This is a genomic window from Ornithinimicrobium kibberense, assembly GCF_006519705.1.
GTDB lineage: Bacteria > Actinomycetota > Actinomycetes > Actinomycetales > Dermatophilaceae > Ornithinicoccus > Ornithinicoccus kibberensis.
Map to the genome: position 1 here is coordinate 25,200 of NZ_VFXM01000004.1, position 21,430 is coordinate 46,629.

Genomic DNA, 21,430 nt, shown 5'->3' on the forward strand with positions numbered 1-21,430 from the left:
GCCGCCCGCCGGGACATCCCGGCCCGTCCGTCGCGCGAGGAGGTCGCCCTGTGACGCCCACCGACGCGTCGTCCTCCCGTCCCTCCGACGGGTCCGGGTCCGAGCCGGACCCCACAGGGATGCGGGCCCTGCTGTCCTCCCTGCCCGACCCCGGGCCCATGCCCGAGGACCTCGTCCGTCGGATCGAGGCCAGGCTGGCCGTGGAGGCCCACGCGGCCTCGGCAGCCGGCTCGGGGGACCGGTCCGCCGACCGCCTGGTCGACCTCGCCGCGGAGCGTTCCTCCCGCCGTCCGGCCAGAACCGTTGCGCTCCTGGGGGTCGCCGCCGCGGGTCTGCTCGCCACCACCCTGGGGATCGGGCAGCTGGTCGACGGCGGGCTCCTGGGCTCCCGGACGGCCCCGGACAGCGCTGCGAGCTACCCGACCGGGACCAGCACGCTCGCGGACGACGACGAGGCGATGGACATGGCCGGGGCGGGGGCCGACGATGCGGCCGACGGGGCCGGGCCGGAGCAGGCCGGCGGCGACGTGGCGACCGAGGAGATGGGGGCCGCCGGGTCGGCCGCGGACGACGGGTCCGACGCCGACGCGGGGTCGGAGGAGGCCGCAGCGGCCCTGGCCGCACCCGCGGGGATGCCCGGAGAGCTAGTGGTCCTGCCGGCGCTGGGCGAAGTCACCACCGAGGACTACCGCGAGCGGCTCGAGGCACGGGCCGGCTCCCCGGCCACCCCCTCCGCCGACCTGACCAGGGAGGAGGTCGAGGCCTGCTGGTCGGCGACCGGGTCCCCCCACCGCTGGGACACCCTGCACGCCGCCCGGGCCGACCTCGACGAGCAGCCGACCGTCGTGCTGGTCGCCCGCTCCGGGGACCGGGGCGAGTCCTTCCTCCTGCCGTTCGACTGCACGTCGCCCCCGGGCACGGGAGACCCCCTGCACACGACCGTCCCGCTCGACCACGTCGTCTGGGACGCCGACGACTGACCTCTCTGGCCGGGCACGCCGCGCTCCCCGGGCGGCTCCACGGCCCCCGTCGGCCCCCGGGGACGCAGGGAACAAACTCGCGCACCCCGGCGGTTTCGTCAGTACACGATCCGTTCGGCCCGGCGCCTCAACGTGCCCTCAGGAAGGACCCATGACCAACTTCATCGACCCGGTCGGCCTCACCCCCACCACCCAACCAGCCGGTGACGGTCTGCGCGAGGTGATCATCATCGGCTCCGGCCCCGCGGGGTACACCGCAGCCGTCTACGCCGCCCGCGCGAACCTGGCACCGCTGCTCTTCGAGGGGTCCGTCACCGCCGGGGGCGCCCTGATGAACACGACCGAGGTGGAGAACTACCCCGGCTTCGCCGACGGCATCATGGGCCCCGAGCTCATGATGAACATGCGCGAGCAGGCCGAGCGGTTCGGCGCCGAGATGGTCCGGGACGACGCGGTCGAGGTCGACCTCGCCGGCGACGTCAAGACCGTCACCGACGGTTCCGGCCAGGTCCACCGCACCCGCTCGGTCATCCTGGCCATGGGCTCGGCCTACCGGGAGCTCGGCCTGCCGGACGAGCACCGGCTCTCCGGCCACGGCGTCTCCTGGTGCGCCACCTGCGACGGTGCCTTCTTCCGGGACGAGGACATCGTCGTCATCGGCGGCGGCGACTCCGCGATGGAGGAGGCCACCTTCCTGTCGCGGTTCGGCCGCAGCGTGACCGTCGTCCACCGTCGCGACGAGCTGCGCGCCAGCAAGATCATGGCCGAGCGGGCCATGAACGACCCGAAGATCTCCTTCATCTGGAACGCCGAGGTGACCGACCTGCACGGCGACCCCAAGCTCACCTCGATCACGTTGCGGGACACAGTGACCGGAGAGACGCGCGAGGTCGCGACCAAGGGCCTGTTCATCGCGATCGGGCACGACCCCCGCAACGAGCTGGTCGTCGGTCAGGTGGCCCTGGACGACGAGGGCTACGTCCAGGTCCAGGGGCGCACCACCGCCACCGACGTCCCCGGCGTCTTCGCCTGCGGCGACCTGGTGGACCACAGCTACCGGCAGGCCATCACCGCCGCCGGCACCGGCTGCTCGGCCGCGCTCGACGCCGAGCGCTACCTCGCCGCCCTCGACGCCAACCAGCCCGAGGTCGCCGTCGGCGTGTGAGCGGACCGGTCCCCCGCCCGGGGACGTCCCGACGCACGCCGGCGACTACCCTCGCTCCCGTACCCCCAGCCGGAAGGAACCCCCACATGGCCATCATCCAGACCAGCGACGCCACCTTCACCGAGGACGTCCTCCAGCACGACGGACCCGTCCTCGTCGACTTCTGGGCGCCCTGGTGCGGCCCCTGCAAGATGATCGCACCCGTCCTGGAGGAGCTCTCCAAGGAATGGGGCGACAAGCTCACCATCGCCAAGCTCAACACCGACGACAACCCGGAGACCACCCGGGCCTACGGGATCACCGGGATCCCCACGATGAACGTCTACCAGGGCGGGCAGGTCGTCAAGACCCTCGTCGGCGCCCTCCCCAAGAAGAAGCTGGCCAAGGAGATGGAACCCTTCACCTCCTGACCCGGCCCGCACGAAGGCCGTCCACACGGGTTGTCCACAACCCTGTGGACGGCCTTCGTGCTTCTGTGGACAACGGGGGGCTGGGGCGGGGCCGGTCTGCGGGCTGTGGCGGGGCCGGTCTCACGGACGGCCGAGGGCCTCCAGGATCCGCGCCAGGTCGTCCTGGCCGGCGAACTCGACGGTGATCTTGCCGCGCCGTCGACCCATCGTCACCTGCACCCGGGTCTCCAGCCGCTCGGACAGGGAGGCGGCCACCTCCTGCAGCTCCGGCGGAGGCGGGGTCCCCGCCCTGGTCCGGGTCCGCCGGGGCGTCTGGTCGTCGCCGAGGACCACGATCTCCTCGACGGACCGGACGGACAGGCCCTCGGCGACGATCCGCTGGGCGAGCCGCTCCATCGCGGCGCCGTCCTGGAGACCGAGCAGGGCGCGTGCGTGGCCGGCGCTGAGCACCCCGGACGCGACGCGACGCTGCACCAGCGGCGGCAGCTTGAGCAGTCGCAGGGTGTTGGAGATCTGCGGCCTGGAGCGCCCGATCCGGCCCGCCAGATCTTCGTGCGTGCAGCCGAAGTCGTCGAGGAGCTGCTGGTAGGCCGCGGCCTCCTCCAACGGGTTGAGCTGGGCCCGGTGGAGGTTCTCCAGCAGCGCGTCCCGGAGCATATTCTCGTCGTCGGTGCTCCGGATGATGGCCGGGATGGTGGCCTTCCCGGCCTCGCGGGTCGCCCGCAGCCGACGCTCCCCCATGACCAGCTCGTAGGCGGGTGCGTCGCCCGACGTCGTGCCCTCCGCCGGCGGGACCTCCCGCACCACCACGGGCTGGAGGACCCCCAGCTCGCGGATGCTGGCCACCAGCTCGGCCAGCTCGTCCTCGTCGAAGACCTGGCGGGGCTGGCGCGGGTTGGGACGTACCGCATCGACGGGTACCTCGGCGAAGGTGGCCCCGGGGACCGGTGCCAGCTCGTGCGGCGACGAGGCGACCTGGCGGTTCCCCGCATCGTCGCCGACGCCCGGATCGTCCCTGCCGCCGGGAGCACCGTTTCCCGTGAAACCAGGTGCGCCGGCGTGCTCGTCCGTGGGCCGCGAGGGTGCGGCTCCGAGCTCGCCTCCGGCAGGTGAGATCGTCCCATCACCGTTGCCGGGACGGGACTCCTCCTGCGGGCGTGGGAAGAACACGTCGGACGGACGGTCACCTCCGGGGGCGGACGGGATGAGGGCTCCGAGGCCCTTCCCCAGGCCACGACGGCGGTCGCTCATACGGACACCTCCTGCTGCCGCATCTGCGCGGCAGCCTCGACGTAGGACAGGGCACCCGTGCTGGTCGGGTCGTAGGTGATCACGGTCTCGCCGTGGCTGGGCGCCTCGCTGATGCGGACCGAGCGGGGGATGGCGGCCCGCAGCACGCGGTCGCCGAAGTGCTCCCGGACCTGCTGAGCCACCTCGGCCGAGAGCCGTGTCCGGGCGTCGTACATCGTCAGCAGGATGGTGGAGATCCGCAGACCGGCGTTCAGGTGCTGCTGGATGAGCTCGACGTTCTTCACCAGCTGGCTGAGCCCCTCCAGGGCGTAGTACTCGCACTGGATGGGGATGAGGACCTCGTCCGCGGCGACGAAGGAGTTGACGGTCAGCAGGCCCAGGCTCGGCGGGCAGTCGATGAGGACGAGGTCGAAGCCCCTTCCCTCGGGCCGGCTCTGCAGGAACGTGGTCAGTGCCCGACGCAGCCGGTTCTCCCGGGCGACCAGGGGCACCAGCTCGATCTCGGCGCCGGCCAGGTCGATGGTGGCCGGGGCGCCGAACAGTCCTGGCACGTGGGGGGACTCCACGACGACGTCCGCCAGGGGGACCCCGTCGATGAGCACGTCGTAGATGCCGGTCGTTCCGCTGGCGTGCGGGATGCTCAACGCCGTGCTGGCGTTGCCCTGGGGGTCCATGTCGACGACGAGGACCCGCAGGCCCGCATCCGCCATGGCGGCCGCGATGTTCACCGCGGTGGTGGTCTTGCCGACGCCACCCTTCTGGTTGGCCACGGTCATCACCCTCGTGCCGGCCCACGGACGGGGGCGGTCCGCCGGGCCGTCACTCGACGGCGGCATCGGCGGGACGCGCCTGGAGAGGACGGGCACATCACCTGGCGCCGGGTCCGGCCCGGGTCCGGCGGCCCCTACGCCGTTCACCTCGGTGGACGTTTCACGGGAAACCGCGCCCTCGTCCGTCGTCGTTTCACGGGAAACATCATCGGCAGGAGCCGTGGGTGGGCGGACGTGGTCAGGCTCTCCGCCCTGGACGGCCAGTCCGGTCGCCGTCAGGGGCCAGCCCAACCGGGTCTGCTCGTCGAAGAGCGACGCCCAGGTGGGGTCGTCCCAGGTGTTCCGGACGGGATGTCGGGGCCATCCCAGGGCCTCACCATGAACGCTAGACATGAGGTCCTCATCATCGCCGACGAGACCGTCCTGACCAAGCCGCCACCCACAGGTTCCGCCAGACTCCCGAAGACGGACCAGGAGGATTCAGCGACCGGGCGCAGAGCCTCCCCGGGACGATCGGCCCCGCCGGCCCCCGCGGCCCCGCCGGCCCGACCCTCCACCCGAGCCGTCGCTCCCGCCCGCCCGTCCTGCCGCTGCCGCGGTGGGGGTGCGGACAACGTCCGGCCGGAGGACCTCGACGACGTTCACCGGGTCGACCCCATCGGCCTCGAGGGTCAGCACGCGGGCCTGCGTGACCCCCAGCTGCTCGAGGACCGGGCGCGCGTCGGCCAGCTCCTCGGCCGCCGTCGCCCCCTTGAGCGCGAGCAGCCGGCCCCCGGTCTCGAGGAGCGGCAGGGTCCACCCGGCCAACGTCCCGAGCGCGGCGACCGCCCGGGCGGTGACGACCGGGGCGGTCAGCCCGACCTGCTCCGCCCGGCCTCGGTGGACCACGACGTTGTCCAGGCCGAGCCGCTCCACGGTGCGGTCCAGCCAGGTCGTGCGTCGCAGCAGCGGCTCCACGAGGTGCACGCTCAGGTCCGGCCGGGCGAGCGCCAGGACGATCCCCGGCAGACCCGCACCCGAGCCCACGTCGACGACCGTCGCCCCCTGGGGGATGGCCGACTCCAGGAGCAGGCAGTTCAGCAGGTGCCGGTCCCACAGGCGGGGTGCCTCCCGCGGACCGACGAGTCCGTGCTCGATCCCCGTCGTGGCCAGCTCCTCGGCGTAGCGCACTGCCAGCGGCAGTCGTTCGCCGAACAGACGGACGGCGGCAGGTGGGGGCGGCGGCAGCCCGGCAGCCGTCGCCTCCGGTGCGGGCCTCGCCCCCTCCTGGTCCGTCATCCCGTCGGGCCCGTCCGGGTCAGCGGGGCAGCACGACGACGTGCCGTGCGGGCTCGACCCCGGCGGACTCCGAGCTGAGGCCGGCGGCGAGCACCTCGTCGTGCACCACCTTGCGCTCGAAGGCGGTCATCGGCTCCAGCTCCTTGGGCTGGCCCGACTCCTGCACCTCCGCCACGGCCCGCCGGGCCGTGGTCACCAGCGCCGCCCGCCGGTCGGCGCGGTAGCCCGCCACGTCCAGCATGAGCCGGCTGCGCTCGCCCGTCTCGGCCTGGACGGCCAGCCGGGTGAGCTCCTGCAGGGCGTCCAGCACCTGTCCGCCCGGTCCGACGAGCCGCCCGGGGGCGACGCCGTCCTCGGAGTCGACGATGGCCACGGCCGCACGGTCGTTCTCGATGTCGACCTCCAGGTCCCCGGACAGGTCGGCGATGTCCAGCAGCCCCTCCAGGAAGTCGGCGGCGATCTCTCCCTCGCGCACCAGCTCGTCGGTGCGCTCCTTCGCCGCTCCGGCCGCGGCGACCGGCTGGTCCTCCGCACCGGCCTCGACGACCGCACCCTCGTCGGTGGTGCCCTCGGTGGTGCCGGTGTTCTCCTGGCTGCTGCTCATGTCTCTCCTCGGGTGGTCCGTGCGCCTCCGCGGCGCCGCAGGACGTGGACTGGTCTGGGTGGCCCGGTGGGCCGGGGTCGTGCGGTCAGCGCTTCTTGGCGCGCTTCTTGCTCTTGGGCTGCACGCGCTGGCCGGCCTTGCGCTGCTGCTCGGTCTGGGCCGCCGCCTCGCGCTCGGCCAGGAGCGAGGGGTTCTTCAGCTGGATCCCGGTGGCTGCCTTGCCCTTGCGGGCCATCCGCTCGCGGTACTTCTGCTCCGCCGGCGAACCGGGCGCGGGCATGTTGCGGATCACGAAGAACTGCTGGCCCATCGTCCAGAAGTTGCTCACCGTCCAGTAGATGAGCAGGGCGATCGGGAAGTTCACCCCGGTGACGGCGAAGACCACCGGCAGCACGTAGATGAGCATCTGCTGCTGCTTGGCCATCGGGCTGTTGAGCGCCTCCGGCGACATGTTCTGGCGCATCAGCTGGTGGCTGGTGATGAACTGCGTGCCGGACATGACGAGGATCAGCACGAGCGAGAGGATCTTGGCCTGCAGGTCCTGGTCGTGCAGGAAGGTCGAGGTCAGCCCGGCGCCGAAGATGTCCGACTCGGCCATCTTGGTGGCCAGCTCCCGGGTGAACAGCCCGAGCGGCTCGGCCCGCCCCTGCGAGACGTTCTCGGCACTGTTGAGCAGCCGGAACAGCGCGAAGAAGAACGGCATCTGGATGAGGATCGGCAAGCAGGCGCCGAAGGGGTTGGCCCCCGCCTCCCGGTAGAGACCGAAGGTCTCCTCCTGGAACGCCTTCTGGCTGGCCTGGTCCTTCTTCCCCTTGTACTTCGCCTGGATCTTGGCGAGCTCGGGCTGGACCATCTGCAGCCGGCGCTGGCTCTTGATCTGCCGGATCATCAGCGGCGTCAGCAGGGCGCGGAGGGTGACGACCAGCCCGATGATCGCCAGCACCCAGGTCCACCCGCTCGTGTCCGACAGCCCGGCCTGGGTCAGCAGCCACTCGAAGCCGACCAGGATCGCGGAGTCGAACCAGATGAACGGGAAGAGGATCGTGTCGAAGAATCCCATGGGGTCCTCAGTCTCGGCGGTGGGGCTGGCCCACCGGTGGGGTGGTCCGGTGCCGGTCCTCGTGGTCCGGTCCGGAATGGGTATGCGGCGTGCCGGCGCCCTCCCGCGCCGGCACGTGGTCGACGCCGCCCCGGGCCCAGGGGTTGCACCGCAGCAGCCTGGTGACCGTCAGCCAGGTCCCGCGCAGGGGGCCGAACCGTTCCAGGGCGGTGACCGAGTAGGCCGAGCACGAGGGGTAGTAGCGGCACACCGGCCCCAGCAGCGGAGAGACCGTGCGCTGGTAGAGCTGGACCAGCCACACGAGCGGCCGCGCCAGCAGGCTGCGGCTCTCCCCGGCGGGCACCCCTCCGCGGTGCACGTCGCGCATGGACCCCTCCGTCATCCGGCGTCCTTCCCGGCGGCACCCGCCTGCTCGTGCGCGGCCGAGCCGGTCCCCTCCGCGGGCAGCACGGTGGTCAGGGCCCGGTCCAGGTCGCGGCCGAGCGCGTCCGACGTGGCGGTCGCCGCGGCCGGCTGCGCCCGGACCACCAGGTCCCATCCCGCCGGCACGGACGGCAGCCGGCCGGCCACGAGCGCCCGCAGCCGACGGACCACCCGGTGCCGGACCACGGAGTTGCCGACCGCCTTGGACACCACAAAACCCACGCGCGGCGGGCGCGTGGGTGTGGTCGGTGCGGCGTGCACGACGAGCAGCTCGGTGCCGGTCCGACGCCGCCGCCCGCCCTGTCGTCCCCGGAGCACGGCCCGGTAGTCCTCGGGCCGGGTCAGCCGGTGACGGCGCGGCAGCATCGACAGCGCCGGGGCGGCCGTCGGGCTCAGGCCGACAGGCTGCTGCGGCCCTTGGCCCGGCGCGAGGCCAGGATGGCCCGGCCGGCGCGGGTGCGCATCCGCAGGCGGAAGCCGTGCTTGCGGGCGCGACGACGGTTGTTCGGCTGGAACGTGCGCTTGCTCATCGATGTGCTCCGGTGGAGACGGGGACGTCCTGGGGACGCCCGTGGATCAGGGTGGCCCGGGCGATCGAGGCCCTGGGGCAGGCGGAAACGGCCGACAGAACGGCCTCGTCCAACGGTACGGGAGCCTCCCCCCACGGTCAAACCCCGCCCGTCGGTGGTCCCGCCGGTCGGTCCGGCCGGGATGAACCTCCCATGGTCGGGCCTGGCGCATCCGAGCGTCGGCACGACACGCCGGGAACGTCCGGATCGGTCCGACCCCCACTTGCCCGGCGCGCGACCGGCCTGTTAGCGTCGCGCTTCCGACCCTCGTCGTCCACGGCTCATCCACAGCTGTGGACAACCATGTGGACAACGACAGGGGACCCACCGAGCATGAGGGGATGAGCAGGTCGATGACAAGCGGTGGCTCCCCGGTCGACACCACCGAGGTGTGGCGGCGGGTGGTCTCCGAGCTCGAGGACGGGGGGCTTCCGGCCCGCGAGCGCGCCTTCCTCCGGCTGACCCAGCTCGTCGGGATCCTGGACTCCACCGTCCTGCTCGCCGTTCCCTACCAGCACACCAAGGACACGCTGGAGACGACGCTGCGCCGGCCCATCGTCGACTCGCTGTCCGCCCAGCTCCATCAGGACGTGCGGCTGGCCATCACCGTCGACGAGGACCTGCGTCAGCAGGTCGAGGACGAGAGCGACGAGCTGGCCGGCGGATCCACGGACGCGCACGACGGGACGGACGCGGCATACCCCAGCCCCACCGGGGGGCACCCCGGGCGGGAGGGGACCGACCCCTCGGCGGAGGACGGCACCGCCGTGCAGGGCCGGCCGACCGGCCTCGGCGGTCACCCCGACCGGGCGAACGGGCACGGCGGGGGCGGGCGGAGCCACGCCGGGGGCCGGAGCCTGGACCGGGCGGCCCTGGAGGAGGCCCGGCTCAACCCGAAGTACACCTTCGACACCTTCGTGTCGGGATCGTCCAACCGGTTCGCCCACGCCGCCTCGCTGGCCGTGGCCGAGTCGCCCGCCCGCGCCTACAACCCGCTGTTCATCTACGGCGAGTCGGGGCTGGGCAAGACCCACCTGCTGCACGCGATCGGGCACTACGCCCGCACGCTGAACCCCGCGGCCCGGGTGCGCTACGTGAACTCCGAGGAGTTCACCAACGACTTCATCAACTCCATCCGCGACCAGAAGGCCGGCGCCTTCCAGCGGCGCTACCGCACGGTCGACTTCCTGCTCATCGACGACATCCAGTTCATGCAGGGCAAGGAGCAGACGGTCGAGGAGTTCTTCCACACCTTCAACACGCTGCACAACAGCGAGAAGCAGGTCGTCATCACCTCCGACCAGCCGCCCAAGCGGCTGTCCGGCTTCGCCGAGCGCCTGCGGAGCCGGTTCGAGTGGGGGCTGCTCACCGACGTCCAGCCGCCCGACCTGGAGACGCGCATCGCCATCCTGCAGAAGAAGGCCGCGCAGGAGGGGATGCAACTGCCCGACGAGGTGCTCGAGCTGATCGGCACGAAGATCACGACGAACATCCGCGAGCTGGAGGGGGCGCTCATCCGGGTGATGGCCTTCGCCTCCCTCTCCGACCGTCCCCCGGACGCCGACCTGGCCGCGCACGTGCTCAAGGACATCATCCCCAGCGCGGAGTCGGCCGCGATCACGGTGCCGGTCATCATGGACGAGGTGGCCTCCTACTTCCGGATCACCCCCGAGGAGCTGTGCGGCTCGTCCCGGTCCCGGACCCTGGTCAACGCCCGGCAGATCGCGATGTACCTGTGCCGCGAGCTCACCGAGCTGTCGTTGCCCAAGATCGGCCAGGCCTTCGGCGGCCGCGACCACACGACGGTGATGCACGCCGACCGCAAGATCCGTCAGCTCATCGGAGAGCGACGGGCGCTGTTCGACCAGATCACCGAGCTCACCGGCATCATCCGCAAGGCTGCCTCCGCCCGCTGAGCCACCGGCCCCCTGCCCGGCACACCTGCCCCGGGAAGTCTGCTCCGGGAAGTCTCGCCCGGAACGCCCGCAGGGAACCCCGTTGTCCACAGGTGTGGACAGACCTGTGCGTCGTCACCGTGCGTTCACCGACGTCACACCCGCCCCGCCCGCACGGCCCTCGACCGACGGGACGCGTCCGTTCCCCGCGGGGCCTCGGGGTGTGGACAACCTGGGGACGGACGGTGGATCGCCGCAGGTCAGCCTGCGGACGACGGGTGGACGGACCCGGTGCGCCCTGGGGACCGGCCGACGGCGTCCACACCGGTGCTGCCGCGTCCACCGACGCGTCCACGTCGTGTACACAGGGTGAACGACACCTCCGCCACGCCGTGGGACCTGCGGCGACACCCCTCCACCCGGGTGGTTGTCCACAGCGTCCACAGGCCCGATGACGATGACGAAACTCTTCTACCCCGACTCGATCCGTCCTGCGTCCCTGGGGATGCGCCCCGAACGGACACGGCACCGCGTGGCAAAGTGGTCCGGGTCGGGACCCCCGGGGACCCGCGGGTGCAGGGGCTGGCCGGACGTGTCATGCTTCTTCTCCGCGCGCCGCCCCCGGGCGTGCCGCTGGTCGTGAGTTCCTGGAAGCCGAAAGGCCGTGTGACGTGAAGTTCCGTGTCGAGCGCGATGTCCTCTCCGAGGCCGTGGCCTGGGTGGTCCGTGGCCTGAGCAACCGTCCGCCGGTGCCCGTCCTGGCCGGTGTCCTGCTCACCGCCGACGAGGAGGGGACGCTGACCCTGTCGGCCTACGACTACGAGGTCTCGGCCACCGTCACCGTCGAGGCCGAGGTCACCGAGGGCGGGCAGGTCCTCGTCCTGGGCCGGCTCCTGGCCGACATCGCCCGCAACCTGCCCGACCGCCCGGTCGACGTGGCCACCGAGGGCGCCAAGGTGCAGCTGACCTGCGGGTCCAGCCGGTTCGCGCTGATCCAGATGCCGGTCTCGGACTACCCCCAGCTGCCGGCGCAGGTCGAGCCGGACGGCACCATCGAGGGCGACGTCTTCACCCAGGCCGTCCACCAGGTCTCCATCGCCGCCGACCGCGGCGACACCCTGCCGATCCTCACCGGGGTCCGGGTGGAGATCGACGGCGAGAAGGTCACCATGCTGGCCACCGACCGCTACCGCCTGGCGATGCGCGAGCTGACCTGGAACCCCCGGTCCTCCGACGCCTCCCACGTCACCCTCATCCCCGCCCGCACGCTGTCCGAGACCGCCAAGTCGCTCGGCGCCTCGGCCTCGGTGGGGGTCGCCTTCGGCGACGCCGCCCGCGGGGACGGGCTCGTCGGGTTCGAGGCCGGGCGTCGCCGCAGCACCACCCGGCTGCTGGACGGGGAGTACCCCAAGGTGACCTCGATCTTCCCGACCAGCGTCGACAGCGTCGCGGTCGTGGACACCCAGGCCCTCGTCGAGGCCGTCCGGCGCGTCGCCCTCGTCGCCGAGCGGAACACCCCTGTCCGGCTGCGCTTCTCCGAGGACCAGGTCGCCATCGAGGCCGGCACGGGCGACGACGCCCAGGGGTCGGAGGCCGTCGAGGCCACGCTCACCGGCCCCGAGATCGAGATCGCGTTCAACCCCCAGTTCCTCCTCGACGGGCTGGGCGTGCTCAACGCCCCGTTCGCCCGGCTGTCCTTCACCCAGCCCTCCCGCCCGGCCGTGCTGTCCGGGCAGGCTGAGGTCGACGGGGAGTCCGACGAGTCCTACCGTTACGTCCTGATGCCGGTGCGCACGTCCTGATCGTCAGTCCCCACCGCGCAGCCTGCCAGCAGCACCCGACCCGCGAGGAGCAGCAGATGAAGATCGGCATGATCGGCCTGGGCAAGATGGGCGGCAACATGCGGGAACGGCTGCGCCGCGCCGGCCTGGAGGTCGTCGGCTACGACCTCAACGAGGACGTTCGCGACGTCGACAGCATCGAGGCCCTCGTGGAGTCGCTCGAGGCTCCCCGGGTCGTGTGGGTGATGGTGCCGCACGGCGACCCCACCCGGTCGACGGTCGAGACCCTGGGCGAGCTGCTCTCCGAGGGCGACATGGTCATCGAGGGCGGCAACAGCCACTTCAGCGAGGACCGTGAGCTGGACGCCATCCTGGAGCCCAAGGGCATCGGCTACGTCGACTGCGGCGTCTCCGGCGGCATCTGGGGCCTGGACAACGGCTACGGCCTCATGTGCGGCGGGCGCACGGAGCACGTCGAGCTGGCCATGCCGGTCTTCGACGCGCTGCGCCCCGAGGGTCCCCGCGAGGAGGGCTTCGTCCACGCCGGCGACGTGGGCGCCGGCCACTACGCCAAGATGGTCCACAACGGCATCGAGTACGGCCTCATGCACGCCTACGCCGAGGGCTTCGAGCTGCTCACCGCCAAGGACATCGTCAAGGACGTCAAGGGCTGCTTCCAGGCGTGGACCCGCGGCACCGTCGTGCGCTCCTGGCTGCTGGACCTGCTCGTCAAGGCGCTCGACGAGACCCCCGGCCTGGAGGGCATCAGCGAGTACACCACCGACTCCGGCGAGGGCCGCTGGACGGTCGAGGAGGCCATCGAGATGGCCGTGCCGATGCCCGTCATCAGCGCCGCCCTCTTCGCCCGGTTCGCCTCGCGCCAGGAGAACTCCCCGGCCATGCAGGCCGTTGCGGCGCTGCGCGGGCAGTTCGGCGGGCACGCGGTCGAGATGCTCGACGACCCGGACACCCGCACCGAGGGCGAGGTCGAGGTGCACGGCGGCGCGGAGCCCAAGCAGGACGACTCGGGCGAGCGCCGGGTCGGCGCCGACGACGGGTCCGGGTCCTCGGACGAGGCGGCCACCGAGGCCGGTCCCTCCTCGGGCACCGGTCGGACCGAGGACGGCCAGGGGCCCACCTCGGGCAGCGGCGACACCGACCCCGCCTGAGCGGGCCAGGGTCCTCCCACCGGTGCACCTGCGCGAGCTCTCGGTCACCGACTTCCGCAGCTATCCCTCGGCCACCGTCGAGCTCGGGCCCGGGGTGACGGTGCTGCTCGGCCGCAACGGGCAGGGCAAGACCAACCTCGTCGAGGCCGCCGGCTACGTGGCGACCCTCGGCTCGCACCGGGTCGCCCAGGACGCCCCGCTCGTGCGCGCCGGGGCGGACAGCGCCGTCGTGCGGGCCACGGTCGTCCAGGACGGGCACGAGACCCTCCTCGAGCTGCAGATCGTGCCGGGACGCGCCAACCGGGCACGGGTCAACCGGTCCCCCGTCGGCCGGCAGCGCGAGGTCCTCGGCCACCTGCGCACGGTGCTCTTCGCCCCCGAGGACCTGGCCCTGGTCAAGGGCGACCCGTCAGAACGACGGCGGCTGCTCGACGACCTGCTCGTGGCCCGGCAGCCCCGCTGGGCCGGCGTCCGCGCCGACTACGAGAAGGCGCTCAAGCAGCGCAACACCCTGCTGCGTCAGGCCTCGGGACTGTGGCGCGCGCCCCGGCGGGGACAGGGGCCACGGCTGGCCCCCGGGGAGAGCGTGGAGGAGGCCCGCGCCTCGGCGTCGGCCACGCTGGCGGTCTTCGACGACCAGCTGGCCCGCATCGGCGGGGCCCTCGTCTACGCCCGGCTGCGGCTGCTGCGCGACCTGCGGCCCTACCTGGCCGACGCCTACCGCACCATCGCCGACGCCGACACCCTGGCCGACGCGACCTACCGCTCGTCCCTGCGGGCCGAGGTGGCCGAGGCGGTCGCGGGCGGGGAGGTGCCCGACCAGGAGGAGCTCGTCGCCGCCCTCCTCGCCACCATCGAGGAGGTGCGCGAGCAGGAGCAGCAGCGCGGGGTCAGCCTCGTGGGCCCGCACCGGGACGAGCTGGTGCTGACCCTCGGCGACCTGCCGGCCAAGGGCTACGCCAGCCACGGGGAGTCGTGGAGCCTCGCCCTGGCGCTGCGGCTGGCCGGGTTCCACCTGCTGCGGCACGACCTGGGGACCGACCCGGTGCTCGTCCTCGACGACGTCTTCGCCGAGCTGGACACCGGGCGGCGCCGACGGCTCGCCGACCTGGTCGCCGACTGCGAGCAGGTCCTCGTCACCGCGGCCGTCCCCGACGACGTGCCCGCCGGCCTGGTCGCCGACGGACGGGTCCTCGACGTCACCCTGGGCTCGGTGGTCCCCCGGGCCACGACGGAGGATCGCGGGTAGCCTGCAGCAGGTGCGGACGCCGCCGTCGGCGGTCCGCCGTCAGGGAGTGGTGGAGCATGGCTGGTCCTCGGGTGACGCCCGCGCAGGCGGGCATGATGTACGGCATCGTCGCGGGGGCGGGGATCGGGGCGGTGATGTTCGCCATCTCCGGGGACGTCCTCTGGCTGATCCTCGCCGGCGTCGGCGTGGCGCTCGGGCTGGGGATCGGGGCCGCGGTCGAGCAGAACCAGGCGCGGGGCCGGCGGCAGAGCGGTGGGATGATCGAGGACGACGGGCACCGGAACGACGCAGGAGCAGGCGATGGGCAGCGGAACGACCCCCCCGGGGGAACCGGCGCTGCCCGGTGACGACGAGCCGGGACCGCTCGACGCCGCCCACGAGGCGCTGGCCCGTGCCCGGAGGGCGGCCAGGGCCAGGGGCCTGCGTCCCGGGTCCCCCGCGGGCAGCCGCCGTCAGCGACGGGCGCCGACGGCGAGCACGACCTCGCGCGACGACCGCGACCCCCACCCCGTGGGGGCCGAGATCGACCGTCTCGTCGCCGCCCGCGGCTGGGACACGGACGTGCAGGTCGGCTCGGTCGTGGGCCGGTGGCGCACGATCGTCGGCGACCGCGTGGCCGACAACGTCGAGGTGGTCGCCTTTGAGGGGACCACGCTGACGGTCCGGGCCGCCTCCACGGCCTGGGCCACCCAGATGCGGCTGCTGGTCTCCACGGTCCTCGGCCGGATCGAGCAGGAGGTCGGCGGCGGCATCGTCACCGAGATCGTGGTCCGCGGGCCGGGGGGCCCGTCCTGGCGCAAGGGGCCGCTGTCGGCCGGTGGGCGGGGACCGCGGGACACCTACGGTTGACGGCCTCGCAGAGGCCCGGACACCCCCGGTGACGTGGAGGGGGTGGTCCGGCCGTCCGTTCCGTCGCCAGACGGGCGGGGAAAGGCCGCGAAAGAGGCTGTGGAATGCGGTCTTCGCACCACCCAACGGGTAACATCGACCTGTTGTCCGTTCCACGTCCCGTGGTCCACCTTCCACCCCGAGGAGCACCGTGCCCCAGGTCGGTCCCGAGATCCCTGACGAGCCGGCGATGCCGGAGCTTCCGGAGGCGACACCGACGGAGGGGGATCCCGGGTCGTTGGCCACGACGCCGGCCTACGACGCCTCGGCGATCACCGTGCTGGAGGGCCTGGAGGCCGTCCGCAAGCGGCCGGGCATGTACATCGGCTCCACCGGCGAGCGAGGGCTGCACCACCTCGTCTACGAGATCGTGGACAACTCGGTGGACGAGGCCATGGCGGGGTATGCCGACGGCGTCCAGATCACCCTGCTCGCCGACGGCGGGTGCCGGGTGGTCGACAACGGCCGCGGCATCCCCACCGGCATGCACGAGGGCGAGGGCCGCCCGGCGGTCGAGGTCGTCCTCACCGTGCTGCACGCCGGCGGGAAGTTCGGCGGCGGCTATAAGGTCTCCGGCGGGCTCCACGGCGTGGGCTCCTCGGTCGTCAACGCGCTCTCCGACCGGCTCGAGGTGGAGGTGCGCCAGAACGGCCGGGTCCACCGCCAGGCCTACGAGCTGGGCGTGCCCGTGGCCCCGCTGTCCGTGGACGAGCAGATCCCCGAGGACGAGACCGGCACGACGATCACCTTCTGGCCCAGCCCGGACATCTTCGACACCGTCGTCTTCGACTTCGAGACCCTCCGCGCCCGGCTGCAGCAGATGGCCTTCCTCAACAAGGGGCTGTCGATCACGCTCACCGACGAGCGGCCCGTCGAGACCGACGAGGACCCCGAGGCGGTCGCCGAGGCCGAGGACGAGGCCGCCCGCGCCGAGAAGGACCGCAGCGTCACCTACCGCTACGCCGACGGCATCCTCGACTACGTCAAGCACATCAACCGCTCCAAGCGGGCCGAGCCGATCCACGACGAGGTCATCGCCTTCGAGCTGGAGGACACCGAGCGCGCGCTCAGCCTCGAGGTCGCCATGCAGTGGACGGCCGCCTACAGCGAGTCGGTGCACACCTACGCCAACGCGATCAACACCTACGAGGGCGGCACCCACGAGGAGGGCTTCCGGGCCTCGCTGACCCGGCTGGTCAACGACTTCGCCCGCACCAACAAGGTGCTGCGCGACAAGGACGACAACCTCACCGGCGACGACGTGCGCGAGGGCCTGACCGCCGTCATCTCGGTCAAGCTCGGCGAGCCGCAGTTCGAGGGGCAGACCAAGACCAAGCTGGGCAACTCCGAGGTCAAGGGCTTCGTCCAGGCGGCGATGACCGAGCGCTTCGGCTCCTGGCTGGACGCCCACCCCCGCGAGGGGCGGGCCATCGTCAACAAGGCGGTGCAGGCCGCGCACGCCCGGATGGCCGCCCGCAAGGCGCGCGACGCCACCCGGCGCAAGGGTCCGCTGGAGAGCCTCGGGCTGCCGGGCAAGCTCAAGGACTGCCAGTCCAAGGACCCGGCCACCTCCGAGGTGTTCATCGTCGAGGGCGACTCCGCCGGCGGGTCCGCCGTGTCCGGGCGCGACCCGCACCACCAGGCGATCCTGCCGATCCGCGGGAAGATCCTCAACGTCGAGAAGGCGCGGCTGGACAAGGTGCTGGCCAACCTCGAGGTGCAGGCCCTCATCAGCGGCTTCGGCACGGGCATCGGCGAGGAGTTCGACATCACCAAGGCCCGCTACCACAAGATCGTGCTGATGGCTGACGCCGACGTCGACGGCATGCACATCCGCACCCTGCTGCTGACCCTGCTGTTCCGGTTCATGCGCCCGCTCATCGAGCACGGCTACGTCTACCTGGCCCAGCCGCCGCTCTACCGGCTCAAGTGGACCAACGCCGACCACCAGTTCGCCTACACCGACCGGGAGCGCGACGCGCTCTACCGCGAGGGGCTGAGCAAGGGCTGGCGGCTGCCGAAGGACTCCGGCGTGCAGCGCTACAAGGGTCTGGGCGAGATGAACCCCCAGGAGCTGTGGGAGACGACCATGGACCCCGAGACCCGGGTGCTGCTGCAGGTGACGATCGACGACGCGGCCGCGGCCGACGAGATCTTCGCGGTGCTCATGGGCGAGGACGTGGAGTCCCGGCGCGGCTTCATCCAGCGCAACGCCAAGGACGTGCGGTTCCTCGACATCTGAAGCCCCCGGCGCCCTCCGCCGCAGGCATACCGGGGGGTGGTCGGGGGGGCGAAGCCCCCCTGACTGACGGCATACCCGACCTGATCCGACCGACAGGACCGAAGAGAGACGATGGCTGACGACCAGACCCCCGACGACGTGACCGGCGACCTGCCCTCGGGCGCCGGCGTCGACGCGGAGAACCCGGACCCCCAGACCGCGCCGGTGGACCGGTCCCCGGGCGACAGCGACCGGACCGAGGCGATCGACCTCAACGCCGAGATGCAGCGCAGCTACATCGAGTACGCGATGAGCGTCATCGTCTCGCGCGCGCTGCCGGACGTGCGGGACGGCCTGAAGCCGGTGCACCGCCGGGTCGTCTACGCGATGTTCGACGGCGGCTACCGCCCCGACCGCGGCTTCAACAAGTGCGCGCGCGTCGTCGGCGACGTCATGGGCCACTACCACCCGCACGGCGACAGCGCGATCTACGACGCGATGGTGCGCCTGGTCCAGCCGTGGTCGCTGCGCTACCCGCTCATCTCCGGGCAGGGCAACTTCGGCACGCCCGGCGACGAGGGGGCGGCCGCCCCGCGGTACACCGAGTGCCGGATGGCCCCGCTGGCGCTGGAGATGGTCCGCGACATCGAGGAAGGCACCGTCGACTTCGTCGACAACTACGACGGCAAGACCAAGGAGCCGTCGGTGCTGCCGTCGCGCTTCCCCAACCTGCTGGTCAACGGCTCGGCCGGCATCGCCGTCGGCATGGCCACCCAGATTCCCCCGCACAACCTGCGCGAGGTCGCCTCCGCCGCCCAGTGGCTGCTGGAGCACCCCGAGGCCAGCCGGGAGGAGCTGCTCGAGAAGACCCTCGAGCTGGTCCCCGGGCCGGACTTCCCCACCGGGGCGCTCGTCCTGGGCAAGAAGGGGATCGAGGAGGCCTACCGCACCGGTCGCGGCTCGATCGTCCAGCGCGCCGTCGTCGAGGTCGAGGAGATCCACGGCCGCCAGTGCCTGGTCGTCACCGAGCTGCCCTACCAGGTCAACCCGGACAACCTCGTGCGCAAGATCGCCCAGCTGGTCAACGAGGGCCGCCTGGCCGGCATCGCCGACCTGCGCGACGAGACCTCCGGCCGCACCGGCCAGCGCCTGGTCATCGTCCTCAAACGTGACGCCGTCGCCAAGGTCGTGCTCAACAACCTCTACAAGCACACCCAGCTGCAGGCCAACTTCAGCGCCAACATGCTCGCCCTCGTCGACGGGGTGCCGCGCACCCTGCCGATCTCGGCGTTCGTGCGGCACTGGGTCGACCACCAGGTCGACGTCATCGTCCGGCGCACGCAGTACCGCCTCGACGAGGCCGAGAAGCGGATCCACGTCCTGCGCGGCCTGCTCAAGGCCCTGGACATGCTCGACGAGGTCATCGCCCTCATCCGGCGCAGCCCCTCGGCCGACGAGGCCCGCGACGGGCTGATCGAGCTGCTGGGCATCGACGACGTGCAGGCACGGGCAATCCTCGACATGCAGCTGCGGCGCCTGGCGGCGCTGGAGCGGCAGCGCATCATCGAGGCGCACGACGAGCTGCAGGCGCTCATCGAGGACTACCACGACATCCTGGCCCGGCCCGAGCGGCAGCGCTCGATCATCGCCGACGAGCTGGGCACCATCGTCGACCGCTACGGCGACGACCGGCGCACCAAGATCGTCCCCGACGAGGGCGACATGTCGATGGAGGACCTCATCCCCGAGGAGGACGTGGTCGTCACCATCACCCGCGGCGGCTACGTCAAGCGCACCCCCGTCCGGGAGTACCGCCCGCAGAACCGCGGGGGCAAGGGCCGCCGCGGCGCCGCGCTGCGGGCCGACGACGTCGTGGACCACTTCTTCATCACCAGCACCCACCACTGGATGCTGTTCTTCACCAACAAGGGCCGGGTCTACCGGGCCAAGGCCTACGAGTTCGCCGAGGGCGGCCCGACCGGCAAGGGCCAGCACGTGGCCAACCTGCTGGCCTTCCAGCCCGACGAGCAGATCGCCCAGGTGCTCACGGTTCAGGACTACCAGCAGGCGCCCTACCTGCTGCTGGCCACCCGCAACGGGCTGGTCAAGAAGTCCCGCCTGGGCGACTACGACTCCCCCCGCTCCGGCGGCCTCATCGCGGTCAACCTGCGCGAGGGCGACGAGCTCGTCGGGGCCCAGCTGGCCTCGGCCGAGGACGACGTGCTGCTCGTCTCCCGCCAGGGCCAGTCCGTGCGCTTCACGGCCACCGACGAGCAGCTGCGCCCCATGGGGCGCGCCACCTCCGGCGTCACGGGTATGAAGTTCCGCGGCGACGACCACCTGCTGTCCATGTCCGTGGTCCCCTCGGGCGAGGACCCCTACGTCTTCGTCGTCTTCGAGACCGGGATGGCCAAGCGCACCCCCGTGTCCGCCTACCGGGTCCAGGGACGCGGCGGCCTGGGCATCAAGGTGGCCAAGGCCAGCGAGCGCGGCGGCGACCTCGTCGGTGCGCTCACCGTCGACGAGGGCGACGAGGTGCTCGTCGTCATGGAGCGCGGCAACGTCGTGCGCTCCTCGGTCGACCAGGTGCGCGTCACCGGCCGGGACACCTCCGGGGTGCAGTTCGCCAAGCCGGGCCGCAACGACTCGATCGTGGCCGTGGCCCGCAACACCGAGAAGGACGCGGTGGAGAACGTCGAGGAGATCGCGGCCGACGTGGACGACCTCGACGTCGCCCCCGCGACGGCCCCGAACGGCGCGGAGGATGTCGCCGCACCGGCCGATGCCGTACCGTCGGAGCAGGAGACGCCCGCCGGCGGCGGCCGGACCACCGGCAGCAGCACGACCGAGGGTGGCACCGGGACCGACGACACCGGCACGGGAGACGACGCATGAGCACGACCCACGGCGCCCAGCCGGGCTCGACCACGTCCGGCGACGAGACCCAGGTGAACCCCCGGGTCCGTCCCGGCGAGGACGGTGACCGTGGGTCGGGACGGCCCGCCGGGGCGGGACCGGCGCAGGACGCCCCCGCCAAGGACGCCGAGGGCTCCGGGGCGAAGGGCGCCGGCGGTGGCCCCGACGAGCGCTCGACGGCCGAGAAGATGCGCGACGGCGCCATGGCCCGCACGGCCCAGGGCCGGGACCTGGCCGCCCGCAAGGCGCGGGCGCTGCGCGGGGCCACCGCCGGCCTGGCCTCCGGGTCCGCCGCCGGCGCCACGGCAGGCCGGTCCTCGGCCTCGCGTCAGCCGGGCGGCCCCGGCACCGGGACCGCCCGCACGACGGGCAACGCCCGCCCCGGCGCTGCCCGGAGCGGTCGACCGGCCCCCCGGCGCACCGGGCCCCGTCGGGTCCGGCTCACCGCCCAGCGGATCGACCCGTGGTCGGTGCTGAAGATCAGCTTCCTCGTCTCGGTGGCGCTCGGCATCGCCGGCGTCGTCATGGTGGCGGTGCTGTGGACGGTGCTGTCGGGGATGAACGTCTTCTCCACGATCAGCGACTTCTTCGTCCAGGTGACCAGCGGCGAGGCCGGCGGCCCCTCCTTCGACCTCATGGACTACTTCGGCTTCGGCCGGGTGGTCTCCCTGGCGGCGGTGCTGGGCGTGCTCAACGTCTTCCTGCTGACCGCCCTGGCGACGTTGACGGCCTTCCTCTACAACATCTGCGCCGCCCTCGTCGGCGGCGCCCAGGTGACGCTCTCCGACGAGTGAGCCGACC

General features: G+C 72.5%; 20 protein-coding genes. 12 read left to right on the top strand and 8 right to left on the bottom strand.

Translation table 11 applies throughout. The features are described 5' to 3' along the window. The first annotated feature begins 50 nt into the window (after positions 1-50). The 3 genes from FJR00_RS04075 to trxA all read left to right on the top strand — a co-directional run bounded on the left by FJR00_RS04075 (position 51) and on the right by trxA (position 2,555). A complete protein-coding gene (locus tag FJR00_RS04075) occupies positions 51-980 on the top strand; it encodes a hypothetical protein (RefSeq protein ID WP_075959245.1) in 930 nt (309 codons plus the stop codon). Positions 981-1,131: 151 nt separating this feature from the next. Beyond that, positions 1,132-2,145: a thioredoxin-disulfide reductase gene (trxB, locus tag FJR00_RS04080; protein WP_141337574.1), complete on the top strand. Its 1,014-nt coding sequence runs from the start codon at positions 1,132-1,134 to the stop codon at positions 2,143-2,145. 86 nt (positions 2,146-2,231) lie between these two features. Continuing rightward, positions 2,232-2,555 carry a thioredoxin gene (gene trxA, locus FJR00_RS04085; RefSeq protein ID WP_075959247.1) on the top strand — a complete coding sequence of 108 codons (324 nt, stop codon included), beginning with the start codon at positions 2,232-2,234 and terminating at the stop codon, positions 2,553-2,555. A 120-nt stretch (positions 2,556-2,675) separates the two neighbouring features. Here the strand turns inward: trxA and FJR00_RS04090 are convergent, their stop codons facing one another. From FJR00_RS04090 to rpmH, 8 genes are all read right to left on the bottom strand, one after another. Beyond that, positions 2,676-3,806, bottom strand: coding sequence for a ParB/RepB/Spo0J family partition protein (locus FJR00_RS04090; RefSeq protein WP_141337575.1), 1,131 nt, complete (start codon positions 3,804-3,806; stop codon positions 2,676-2,678). Further along, positions 3,803-4,582: a ParA family protein gene (locus FJR00_RS04095; RefSeq protein ID WP_141337576.1), complete on the bottom strand. Its 780-nt coding sequence runs from the start codon at positions 4,580-4,582 to the stop codon at positions 3,803-3,805. The genes FJR00_RS04090 and FJR00_RS04095 overlap by 4 nt, the downstream gene beginning before the upstream one ends. 474 nt (positions 4,583-5,056) lie before the next feature. Then, positions 5,057-5,854, bottom strand: coding sequence for a 16S rRNA (guanine(527)-N(7))-methyltransferase RsmG (rsmG, locus tag FJR00_RS04100; protein WP_141337577.1), 798 nt, complete (start codon positions 5,852-5,854; stop codon positions 5,057-5,059). Between the two features lie 19 nt (positions 5,855-5,873). Continuing rightward, positions 5,874-6,458, bottom strand: coding sequence for a Jag family protein (locus FJR00_RS04105; RefSeq protein WP_141337578.1), 585 nt, complete (start codon positions 6,456-6,458; stop codon positions 5,874-5,876). Between the two features lie 85 nt (positions 6,459-6,543). Next, the gene (gene yidC / locus FJR00_RS04110) at positions 6,544-7,518 is read right to left on the bottom strand and encodes a membrane protein insertase YidC (RefSeq protein ID WP_141337579.1); all 975 of its coding nucleotides are present in this window, start codon (positions 7,516-7,518) and stop codon (positions 6,544-6,546) included. Positions 7,519-7,525: 7 nt separating this feature from the next. After that, positions 7,526-7,900, bottom strand: coding sequence for a membrane protein insertion efficiency factor YidD (gene yidD / locus FJR00_RS04115; protein WP_238330291.1), 375 nt, complete (start codon positions 7,898-7,900; stop codon positions 7,526-7,528). Beyond that, the gene (rnpA, locus tag FJR00_RS04120) at positions 7,897-8,307 is read right to left on the bottom strand and encodes a ribonuclease P protein component (RefSeq protein ID WP_141337580.1); all 411 of its coding nucleotides are present in this window, start codon (positions 8,305-8,307) and stop codon (positions 7,897-7,899) included. Before rnpA ends, yidD begins: the two co-directional genes overlap by 4 nt. 26 nt (positions 8,308-8,333) lie before the next feature. Next, on the bottom strand, positions 8,334-8,471 hold the full coding sequence (gene rpmH, locus FJR00_RS04125) for a 50S ribosomal protein L34 (RefSeq protein WP_075959256.1): 138 nt from the start codon (positions 8,469-8,471) through the stop codon (positions 8,334-8,336). Positions 8,472-8,851: 380 nt separating this feature from the next. Here rpmH and dnaA point away from each other — a divergent pair, with 380 nt between their 5' ends. The 9 genes from dnaA (at position 8,852) to FJR00_RS04170 (ending at position 21,423) form a co-directional block, all read left to right on the top strand. Then, positions 8,852-10,426 carry a chromosomal replication initiator protein DnaA gene (gene dnaA, locus FJR00_RS04130; protein WP_238330292.1) on the top strand — a complete coding sequence of 525 codons (1,575 nt, stop codon included), beginning with the start codon at positions 8,852-8,854 and terminating at the stop codon, positions 10,424-10,426. A gap of 650 nt (positions 10,427-11,076) precedes the next feature. After that, a complete protein-coding gene (gene dnaN / locus FJR00_RS04135) occupies positions 11,077-12,207 on the top strand; it encodes a DNA polymerase III subunit beta (protein WP_141337581.1) in 1,131 nt (376 codons plus the stop codon). 56 nt (positions 12,208-12,263) lie between these two features. Further along, positions 12,264-13,355, top strand: a complete 1,092-nt coding sequence (gene gnd / locus FJR00_RS04140) for a phosphogluconate dehydrogenase (NAD(+)-dependent, decarboxylating) (protein WP_141337582.1) — start codon at positions 12,264-12,266, stop codon at positions 13,353-13,355. 22 nt (positions 13,356-13,377) lie between these two features. Continuing rightward, on the top strand, positions 13,378-14,604 hold the full coding sequence (recF, locus tag FJR00_RS04145) for a DNA replication/repair protein RecF (protein ID WP_141337583.1): 1,227 nt from the start codon (positions 13,378-13,380) through the stop codon (positions 14,602-14,604). Positions 14,605-14,675: 71 nt separating this feature from the next. Next, positions 14,676-14,951 (top strand): COX20 family protein, encoded by a 276-nt coding sequence (locus FJR00_RS04150; protein WP_238330293.1) that lies wholly within the window; start codon positions 14,676-14,678, stop codon positions 14,949-14,951. After that, the gene (locus FJR00_RS04155) at positions 14,905-15,453 is read left to right on the top strand and encodes a DciA family protein (protein ID WP_141337585.1); all 549 of its coding nucleotides are present in this window, start codon (positions 14,905-14,907) and stop codon (positions 15,451-15,453) included. Before FJR00_RS04150 ends, FJR00_RS04155 begins: the two co-directional genes overlap by 47 nt. 229 nt (positions 15,454-15,682) lie before the next feature. Continuing rightward, on the top strand, positions 15,683-17,734 hold the full coding sequence (gene gyrB, locus FJR00_RS04160) for a DNA topoisomerase (ATP-hydrolyzing) subunit B (protein WP_141337586.1): 2,052 nt from the start codon (positions 15,683-15,685) through the stop codon (positions 17,732-17,734). A 111-nt stretch (positions 17,735-17,845) separates the two neighbouring features. Further along, entirely contained in the window at positions 17,846-20,608 is a 2,763-nt protein-coding gene (gene gyrA / locus FJR00_RS04165; RefSeq protein ID WP_141337587.1) for a DNA gyrase subunit A, read from the top strand. Further along, positions 20,605-21,423 carry a DUF3566 domain-containing protein gene (locus tag FJR00_RS04170; protein WP_238330294.1) on the top strand — a complete coding sequence of 273 codons (819 nt, stop codon included), beginning with the start codon at positions 20,605-20,607 and terminating at the stop codon, positions 21,421-21,423. The genes gyrA and FJR00_RS04170 overlap by 4 nt, the downstream gene beginning before the upstream one ends. The last annotated feature ends 7 nt before the right edge of the window (positions 21,424-21,430 follow it).